Consider the following 8,650-nt stretch of genomic DNA (forward strand, 5'->3'; position numbering starts at 1 on the left):
CTGCTCAGGAATTGCATGATCGCACGTATCTTTCTTTTCCGTTCGTTGCGCTGAAGCCGCGCAGGGCGATGGTAAATCCGAAATCAGTCGTAGGCTCAACACTTGTTGACGAGATATAACGCCGGTTCACGGAAAGATCGACCTCAACACATTCATTTCGATAAGTCAGTCCGATCCCCGCAGTTGCGGCCCGGGTGTCCGCCAGATCGTAGCGCCAGTTGGCCGAGGCCGTCCAGCTTGGGTTGAGTTGATACGCTCCGTCAAAATAGATTTCCGAGACTGCGCGGGCGCGGCCTTCGGCTAAATCCGCCTGCAGCCAAAGATAGCTCCCTGTAAGCGCCAGCGCATCCCCGGCCCAATCGCCGCGCAGTTCGGCCTTGGAGATGTCGAGGCTATCGTCAAAAATGGTGCGCGCTGTGACATCGAGACCGAAGTCAGCCTGAATCTGTCCAGCCAACAGGAAATCCGAGATATCGCCAGCCAGGCCGGATGTTGACGTGAACTGCGGTTGCGCCTCTTTTCGAATGACTTGCCCGACCGTCAGGAAACCCTGCCAACCCGGTCCAAAACGCGCATAGTTCAGACCATATGCCAGTCGCAGGTCTTCTTCTCGCACATCGGGTGCCGGAAACCGTGACAGTGACAAAAGATTGCCCGGATCAAATTCGACGAGCTTGCTTTCTTCATTGGGCACGGCATCGCCGTTGACATTGCTCCAGCCGAACTGGGCGATCGGCTCGAGGAAATGTGTGGTCTGGCCGATGCTGCGCGTCATCGGCATGCGCAGAGTCAGGGCGGCACTTGGGGTGAGGCGGCTCAGGCGGTCTGTGAAATTGCTGTCCTGGGAGATATCAAACAGATCTGCCGCAAGCCCCATTTCCCAATCCGCGCGCAGGCCCGAACTGAAGAACCAGCTTTTCAACCACCTGGTTTCGGCTGTCAGGCGGGCAACATCGCGGCCCAGCACATCCAGATTCGAACTGCGTCGATGGGCATGCGCCCAGACACCGAAACGCAGCTCGCCTCCGGTCAGTTCGGGGAAAATCCGTCTTTGGTAAGCAGTGTCAAACACCAAAGTCGGCAGGATGCTTTCGTCTTCCCCATCGCGCAAGGATTGGTAATGGATGAGAGCCGCGCGCGTGAACATGTCTCTTGTCACCCGTCCAATCGCGATTTCGCTGTTCAGGCGATCTCGGTATGGCAGCCCGTAGTCGATCAGATAGGCATTGTCGCTGATCCACTCGAAATCAAAGGAAAGCTGATAGCGGCGTGGCAGCGCGAATGCGCCCGCTCCCACAAGATATCCGCGGGTGCGATCTGGCAGCAGATCGTCGCGTGTTACCGCGCCTTCGAATGCGATCCGCCCGCGTGCGAAAGCATGGCGATAGGCCAGATCAAGGGTTCGGGTCTTCGGGGAAAGATAGGGCGATACGGTGATATCCGCGTTGTCGTTCAGTTTGAAGAAATACGGAACCTTTATCCCCGTACTCAGCTGAGACGTCGTTCGGAATGAAGGGATCAGGAATCCCGTAGCGCGATCCAGGGTCGGGTCGGGCAGACGCAGGTGCGGCAGATAAAACACCGGGATATCGAGGACTCGCAGTTGCGCGTCGTCAAAATAGAGTTGCCGCTCCTGCTGGTCGTGAACGACGCGTCTTGCCCGGATCTGCCAAAGCGGTGCGCGGCCTTCGGCGCAGACCTGGCAGGAGGTTACGGAGGTCTTGTAAAGCTGCGAATAGCGCCCGTCCGAGCGTTTCAATTCAAGCGCACTCAGTTGGACCTGCTCGGCCATCACCATGCGCGCGCCCTGCAACAGGCCGTTTTGCATGTCCCGGTCCAGTTGGGCCGCCTCGGCCAGAATGGTGATGTCATTGCCGTCCGTCAGGCGGATAGGTCCGTCAATGGTCAAGGTGCCTGTTGCGCGATCATAGGTGATCTGACGCGCGCTGATCTTCTGGCTGCCTTGAAACGCCTCGACATTGCCTTGCGCGATCAATTTGCCATCCGGCGTGACCGAGACGCGATCTGCGATCAGAACAGCTGGGGGTGTTTGCTCATCCGTGTTGGCTTGGGCCCGCGCAGCCTGCGGCGTGACACAGAGGGCTGTGATCAACAGGAAGACAAGCGCCGCAAGCCGCATCAGCCGTCCTCCGTATGCAAAAGCAAGCCAAAGGCCAGCAACAAAGCGGCTACCGGGGCGGCCCAGCCGGCCAGAAGGATCGGAAGCTGTCCATTTTCTCCGAGGACCTGCGCGAAATTGCGCATGAAATACAGGGCAAAGCCCAGCAGGACCGCCACCAGCACCGCAGTGCCGGTGCCGCCTGAGCGCGAATGGCGCATGGTGAACGCGGCCGCCACAAGAACCATGGCCATCAGAAACAGCGGGCGCGCCAGTTCGGATTGCAGCCAGACCTGATGACGTTTGGTGGAAAAACCGGCCTGTTGAAGCTGGTTGATCGTATTACCCAGTTCCCAGATGGAAATCCCGTTCGGATTGCTCAGGGTTTCGCGAATGCGTTCCTGCGTCAGCGTCGAGGGCAGTTGCAACGTCTCGTGTATCTCTGCAGTGGCCTCGGGGTTTGTACCAGCGCGCAGGGTCCAGACCTTGGCAACCCTCAAGGACCAGGCTCCGTCGATCAGGCGGGCAGATCCTGCTTCGATCCTGCGCACGGGCCCCCCCTCATTCTCATATGCCAAAAAGGTGACGTTATAAAGAATTCCGCCCTCGGCACTATAGCGTTCGGCATGGATCACGGTCTGGCCGCGCGGGCCGCCCTGACGCAACCACAAACCCTCTTCGCTGATCGAGAGGGCTGATGTATCGCCGGTTCGGTAAAACTCGGTCAGACGTTCGGATTTAGCCGAGGTGGCGACGACGATGGGGTTAAGTGTGGTGACGGCAAAGATGCCAATCAAAGCCGCAATCGTGATTGGTGCCAAAAGCGTGTTCAGCCCCGAGCGTCCCGCCGCGCGTGTCACCACCAATTCGCTCGAGCGCGCCAGGGCCACGAACAGAGCGATCGTCGAAAGTATCATGATCAGGGGCAGGATCTCGCTGATCGCGCCGGGCGCGTTCAGGACAACGATCTGCATGATCTGGCTGAAGGTGACGTCCAGCCCTTCAAAGCGACGCAGCTGCTCGATCACGTCCACCAGCATCAAAAGCGCCAGAAATCCGCCCGACACGGCAAAGAAGCTAAACAGAAAACGGCGGGCGAAATAGAGATGCAGGATCATGCGGCCACCTGCTGTCGTGGGCGCAGTAAGGCGGGTCGACAGGCAAGCCAGAGGAACAGGGCCGAAACTCCAAAGCCTGCAAGGGATGGCAGATAGATCAGCGGCCAGAGCCGCGCATCTTTCAGAACCGGTTCCGAAACCAGCCCGCGCAGCAGTTCAAGCACGATCACCAAGAACACCGCCAAAAGGATCTGTCGCCAGACGCCAAAGCGCGAGAAAGACCCCAGTTGCAGAGATGCAAACCCGATCAATATCACCGAAACGCATATCAGGGCGCGCGCGAACCTCAAATGCAGCTCTTCCGCCAGTTCGCCTGCCGTATACGCTTCGTCGCTGTCAGCCGATGACTGATCGAACAACATTTCAAATGTGCTGAACTCTCGGATGTTGCGCGCCTGAACAGCATCCGAGCGCAGCAAGGCAGAGATGTCATAGGAAAAATCGTTGAAGTTTGTTGTCGACAGAACCTGGCTGTCGTTGATCAGCCTTTGGGCCAGACCGTCCACCATGATCAGCTTTGCATTGTCCTCGTCGCGCACCAGATAGGCTCTCAGAGCGGTATAGGTGACCGTTTCCAGCGGATTGCGGTGGTCGGACAGAAAGACATCCTGCAACGTGCCGTCTTCGCCTAGGGATCGGATAAAGAAGGTTACTCCGGCAGTGGGATGCAGGAACGTACCCTCGGACAAGAGCCGCGCTCCGGCGTTCTGGGAAACTTCGGATTGGCGCAATTTCAGCTGGCTGATGGATGCGGGCAGCAAAAGGTGGATGAGGACGCTCATCATCAAGGCGACGATCACACCAAACACCAGAAATGGACGTGTCAGACGCCACGGGCTGGAACCGGTTGCCTGCATGACGATCGTTTCACTTTCGTTTTGCAGACGGTTGGTGATGTACACACTGGCCGCAAAAGCGGCGATGGGCAGAACGATCCGGATCAGGTTGGGCAGGGTAAGCGCGCTGAACTCAAGAAACACCATGGCCGACTGCCCGTCGGCGATCAGACGGTCAAACAAGGTGACGGCCCGGTTGATCCAGAACACACCGACCAGAATCAATGAGAACAGCCCGAACAGCAGCAGAAGCTGCGACAGAACATATCTGTCGTATCGCGACACTGGCGTCCCCCCGGATGCATGCCTGTTATTTTGGCCGAACCTACTGCAAACCAAGCAGGTTTGAAACTCCTATTCATCTGCATCTGGTCAATAGGCGGTCCAGCGGCTACCTCTGAGACAACCAGAGCATTGGAGACCCAGATGAGCCGACTGACCAAGATCACTTTTGCACCGCTTGACCTGACAAGTCTGGAAACAGCCGAAGGCCGCGTGGCGGTTTGCGTGACACCGGATGGCAAGCTTGATCAGGCCGCACGGCGCGCCAACAGGCTGACGCGCGGAGCCATTGCCCGGCTTGTTGACAGCAAAAGCTTTGAGGCGGCCAAGTCGGGTCAGGTCATGACGCTTGCCTGGCCTGCGGGCATGGCCGCCGAGGCGCTGGATGTTCTTGTCCTGCCGAACCGTCCCACCGCGCTCGAGGCGCGCAAGGCCGGGGTTGCTTTGGGCAAGCTGAAAGGGCGCGCCGCGCTGACATTGGTTGCGGCAAGCCGTTCGCGCGCCGAAGAACTGGCGATGGGGATTGCGCTGCGCGACTACAGCTTTGATGCCCACAAGACGAAAGACAAGGCCGACAAAACCACACCGGGTGGTGTCACCGTACAATCGACCCGCTGGGAAGATGCAGCGACCGCCGCAGCGCCATTGATCGCTGTGGCCGAAGGCGTGGCCATGACCCGTGATCTTGTCAGCGAACCTGCAAACGTGCTCACGACAACCGAATTCGCCAACCGCCTGGCCGAGATGACATCGCTGGGGCTCGAGGTCGAGGTTCTTGAAGAGAAAGACCTTGAGAAACTGGGCATGCGCATGCTGCTGAGTGTCGGGCAAGGATCTGACAGCCCCTCAAAAGTGGTGGTGATGCATTGGAACGGTGGCAAGAAAGGTGCGGCACCCCTGGCTTTGATCGGCAAGGGCGTGGTGTTTGATACTGGTGGAATCTCGCTGAAACCCGCCTCTGGCATGGAAGATATGACCATGGATATGGGCGGCGCGGGCGTTGTCGCCGGCACCATGCGGGCGCTTGCCCTGCGCAAGGCCAAAGCCAATGTGGTCGGGCTGATCGGCCTGGTGGAAAACATGCCCTCGGGAAATGCCACGCGTCCGGGCGATGTGGTGGCATCGATGAAGGGCGATACGGTCGAGATCATCAACACCGATGCCGAAGGGCGCCTCGTTCTGGGGGATGTCATGTGGTACGCACAAGAGCGGTTTTCCCCGACTGGCATGATCGACCTGGCGACGCTGACCGGGGCGATCATCATCGGGTTGGGTCATGACAATGCCGGCGTCTTCTCGAATGATGACGTCTTGTGCGACGGATTTCTCAAGGCTGCCAAAGCCGAGGGCGAGGGGGCCTGGCGCATGCCGCTGGGCGAGAGCTATGACAAGCAGCTGAAATCCAAGATTGCGGATATGAAAAACGTAGGGGGACGGCCTGCCGGATCGATCACGGCCGCGCAATTCCTGCAGCGTTTCGTCAAGGATGGTACGCCTTGGATTCACCTGGATATTGCCGGTGTTGCTTCGGTGAAATCCGAGACTCCATATGCGCCAAGCGGGGCGACAGGTTGGGGCGTGATGGCGCTCAACCGATTGGTGCAGGATCAGTTCGAGGCGGACTGAGCATCATGGGGGCCGCCTATTTCTATCACCTGACAAACAGGCCGCTCGAGGCGACATTGCCGATGTTGCTCGAGCGCGCCCGCGCGGCCGGATGGCGCGTTGCCGTGCGCGGACCCGAGCGTGCGCGCCTGGAATGGCTGGATGAGCGTTTGTGGCTTGGTGCCGAGGACGGGTTTCTGGCCCACGGGATCGAGGGGGGGGCGCATGATGCCGATCAGCCCATTTTGCTGACGCAGGGTCTGGCCGGGAACGATCCTGCCTGCCTCATGACGTTCGACGGGGCCGATGTCGGCCCCGAGGAGGTGCAAGCGCTGGAACGGGTCTGTGTTCTGTTTGACGGCAATGACGAACACGCACTCCAGACAGCCCGGGGCCAGTGGAAAGCCCTGACCACGGCGGGCTGTTCAGCGCAATATTGGTCCGAGGAATCCGGACGTTGGGAGAAGAAGGCGGAAGCCTGAGTTCAGATGCGGCTCAGCGGGACAGGATCAGTTCACCCTGTGTGATCTCGATCCGCTCCCAGCGCTGGAGATAATCCATACCCAAAAGCGAGCGATCCAGATCCCCTTCATTGACCCAGGCCGGTACATTCGTGTCCACGATCGTTCCCAATGCCATGACGTCCAGGCGAACGGGGGCGGTGCGCACTTCGCCATTGGCGGTCATCGCGCGCCCGAGATACACGAGTTGCTCCATCGGAAGGCCGGTGCGCGCCGCATCTTTCTGGCTGAGCACAACGCCGGTGGCACCTGTGTCGATGACAAAGTCGATCGGCGCGCCATTCACATCCAGCGTGAGATAGTAATGCCCGTCCGGCGATCGGGGCACTTCCACGCGACCCTGCTCCGAGAATACCGCCTGACGCGGCATGATCTGATCGCGCACATCTTCCCAAAGGCCGATACCAGCAATCACACCTAGAAACAAAAGCGCCCATATAACAGCGTGTTGCAACGTCTTGTTCATGTTGCTTCTGGCGCTGGCAAACAACGAAAAAATCAGCGCGCCTCCGAGAAGGCACAAAAAGATCAGCCGTCCGATTTCATTCTCGCTCATGCGCAGCCTCCGCGTCTTCTGACTGGAAACATAGGGTTTGCGCCGCGTATTCCCAGAGCCCGGAGCGAAACAGATGGAATAGTCTTGACGGATAGAAACGGTTTTATCTCTACTTGCCGGATCAAAGGGGGTGGAATGGCAAAGAAATCCAAATCCGAGCTTGCCGAAGAAGGCAAGGCGATCAGCGAAACGCTCAAGGCCGCCCGGAAGGCCCCGCATAATTTCGCGTTGTTTCATGGCAAGGATGACCTGATCTTTGTGGCGCATCGCACCAAGAACAAATCCGCCGTCCGTCAGATTGCGAAATCCGAAGGCGCCACGGCCAAAGGGGCGGTGGGTGCCTTGCTGGTGAATGGCAAGGTCGCGGATCTGATCGTCGAGGATCCGGATTCGACACCTGCCAATTTTGCAAAGGTGTTTCGGAAGTTTCTGATCGCGCGCGGCATCGGGATGAAAGTGCGGCTCTTGTCGGAAACGGGTGACGTGCTGGATGACGGCGACGAGGAGGAAGAGAACGGCGCAAGCGGGCCTGACGAACTCTCCGAGGATATCGAAGTGGAACTGGCCAGGATCGCCAGGCATTTTGATGGAATCAAACTCGGGCTCGTTAGAAGCCTGAACTCGGCTCCTTCAGAGTTTCGCGACAAGATCGCCAAGGCAGTAAGCATCTACAAGAAGGCAATAGAGACAAAGAACGCCGACGCGGCCCTTTCCGCGCTCAAGGCCGTCAACGTACTTGTCACCGCCACGCCTTCTACCGTGCGCATTCATGATGGGCTGAAGGGGGCGGGAGAGGACCCGCAAAAGCTGGAAAAGCTGGCGGGGCTTGTGAAGTCCTGCGCGGCCCGGGTTCAAACAGAACTTGCGTTCCTGGATGATGCCTTTCCCGAGATGCGCGACATGCGCGCGGCACTCAAAGCCGCGCTGGCCAAGACGCCAGCCCCGGCCAATGCGGCCGCGCTTTTGGCCATGAAAGAGGCCATGGATACGATGTTCTATGACCACGTGGACAAACCACCCAAGGCGCATGGGCCGCAGTGCCATGGGCCCGGTCTGAGCCTGAAGGCGCAAGAAGACCGCATCCTGAAAAAGAAAAACCCGCGAACCGGCAAGCCATTCAAGGGTAAACCGGTGCATAAGGCGTCGAATTTCACCGACAAGGCGGCTTTCGTCGAGACCGAGACGGCGTTGCGCACAAAGGCGCTTGATCAGATGGACAAGGCCAAGATCCAGCCGCCGCCAAAGGGGGGCAAGCCGGTGCGACTTGCACCTGTGGAGGTCAAGCTGAGCGATGTTCTGGGGACCACCTGGCAAACCATGGTGCAGGGGGTCAAACGCAAGCAGACCAAGGGAAGCCCGGACAGCTGCGTGCCGGCCTCATGGGGGCCGGACAGCACTGGCAAGGCAATCTATGATCTGTTGGCGGACGGAACCTTGCGGCTCGTGACGCTGTATCCAAATCCGATAGTGACGCAACCCGGGCCCAAAGCTAAACCCAAACCAACGAACTCCAAACCCAAGCCCTTCAAGGGCGCGAAACCTTAATGTTTTATGACGGAGAGCACAGCCATGGTCGAAGATGATTCCATGCAAGTTCTAAGCCACTTTGCCAG

General features: G+C 58.8%; 7 protein-coding genes. 3 read left to right on the forward strand and 4 right to left on the reverse strand.

The genetic code is table 11. The annotated features are described in order from the left end of the window. Nucleotides 1-4: 4 nt before the first annotated feature. From WAO69_RS10150 to lptF, 3 genes are read right to left on the reverse strand one after another with little or no spacing between them, the layout of a single operon-like run. The gene (locus WAO69_RS10150; RefSeq protein WP_422178649.1) at nucleotides 5-2,140 is read right to left on the reverse strand and encodes an LPS-assembly protein LptD; all 2,136 of its coding nucleotides are present in this window, start codon (nucleotides 2,138-2,140) and stop codon (nucleotides 5-7) included. After that, nucleotides 2,140-3,237: an LPS export ABC transporter permease LptG gene (gene lptG / locus WAO69_RS10155; RefSeq protein WP_422178651.1), complete on the reverse strand. Its 1,098-nt coding sequence runs from the start codon at nucleotides 3,235-3,237 to the stop codon at nucleotides 2,140-2,142. Before lptG ends, WAO69_RS10150 begins: the two co-directional genes overlap by 1 nt. Beyond that, entirely contained in the window at nucleotides 3,234-4,358 is a 1,125-nt protein-coding gene (gene lptF / locus WAO69_RS10160) for an LPS export ABC transporter permease LptF (protein ID WP_422178653.1), read from the reverse strand. The genes lptG and lptF overlap by 4 nt, the downstream gene beginning before the upstream one ends. A 141-nt stretch (nucleotides 4,359-4,499) precedes the next feature. Here lptF and WAO69_RS10165 point away from each other — a divergent pair, with 141 nt between their 5' ends. Both WAO69_RS10165 and WAO69_RS10170 read left to right on the forward strand, forming a co-directional pair. Next, nucleotides 4,500-5,981 carry a leucyl aminopeptidase gene (locus tag WAO69_RS10165; protein WP_422178655.1) on the forward strand — a complete coding sequence of 494 codons (1,482 nt, stop codon included), beginning with the start codon at nucleotides 4,500-4,502 and terminating at the stop codon, nucleotides 5,979-5,981. 5 nt (nucleotides 5,982-5,986) lie between these two features. Then, nucleotides 5,987-6,442: a DNA polymerase III subunit chi gene (locus WAO69_RS10170; RefSeq protein WP_422178657.1), complete on the forward strand. Its 456-nt coding sequence runs from the start codon at nucleotides 5,987-5,989 to the stop codon at nucleotides 6,440-6,442. A gap of 13 nt (nucleotides 6,443-6,455) precedes the next feature. On the opposite strand, the gene WAO69_RS10175 is transcribed toward WAO69_RS10170, so the two are convergent. Next, nucleotides 6,456-7,037, reverse strand: coding sequence for a retropepsin-like aspartic protease family protein (locus WAO69_RS10175; RefSeq protein ID WP_422178659.1), 582 nt, complete (start codon nucleotides 7,035-7,037; stop codon nucleotides 6,456-6,458). Between the two features lie 135 nt (nucleotides 7,038-7,172). On the opposite strand from WAO69_RS10175, the gene WAO69_RS10180 reads away from it, so the two are divergent. Beyond that, complete coding sequence (locus WAO69_RS10180; RefSeq protein ID WP_422178662.1) at nucleotides 7,173-8,582, forward strand: hypothetical protein; 1,410 nt, start codon at nucleotides 7,173-7,175, stop codon at nucleotides 8,580-8,582. Nucleotides 8,583-8,650: the final 68 nt, after the last annotated feature.

The organism is Aestuariivita sp., from assembly GCF_049276915.1.
Classification (GTDB): Bacteria; Pseudomonadota; Alphaproteobacteria; order Rhodobacterales; family Rhodobacteraceae; genus Aestuariivita.

Excerpts from the sequence above, each read along its gene's own strand:
- WAO69_RS10170 (WP_422178657.1), top strand. The coding sequence starts at position 5,987 with ATGGGGGCCGCCTATTTCTATCACCTGACAAACAGGCCGCTCGAGGCG.
- WAO69_RS10175 (WP_422178659.1), bottom strand. The coding sequence starts at position 7,037 with ATGAGCGAGAATGAAATCGGACGGCTGATCTTTTTGTGCCTTCTCGGA.
- WAO69_RS10165 (WP_422178655.1), top strand. The coding sequence starts at position 4,500 with ATGAGCCGACTGACCAAGATCACTTTTGCACCGCTTGACCTGACAAGT.
- WAO69_RS10180 (WP_422178662.1), top strand. The coding sequence starts at position 7,173 with ATGGCAAAGAAATCCAAATCCGAGCTTGCCGAAGAAGGCAAGGCGATC.
- lptG (WP_422178651.1), bottom strand. The coding sequence starts at position 3,237 with ATGATCCTGCATCTCTATTTCGCCCGCCGTTTTCTGTTTAGCTTCTTT.
- WAO69_RS10150 (WP_422178649.1), bottom strand. The coding sequence starts at position 2,140 with ATGCGGCTTGCGGCGCTTGTCTTCCTGTTGATCACAGCCCTCTGTGTC.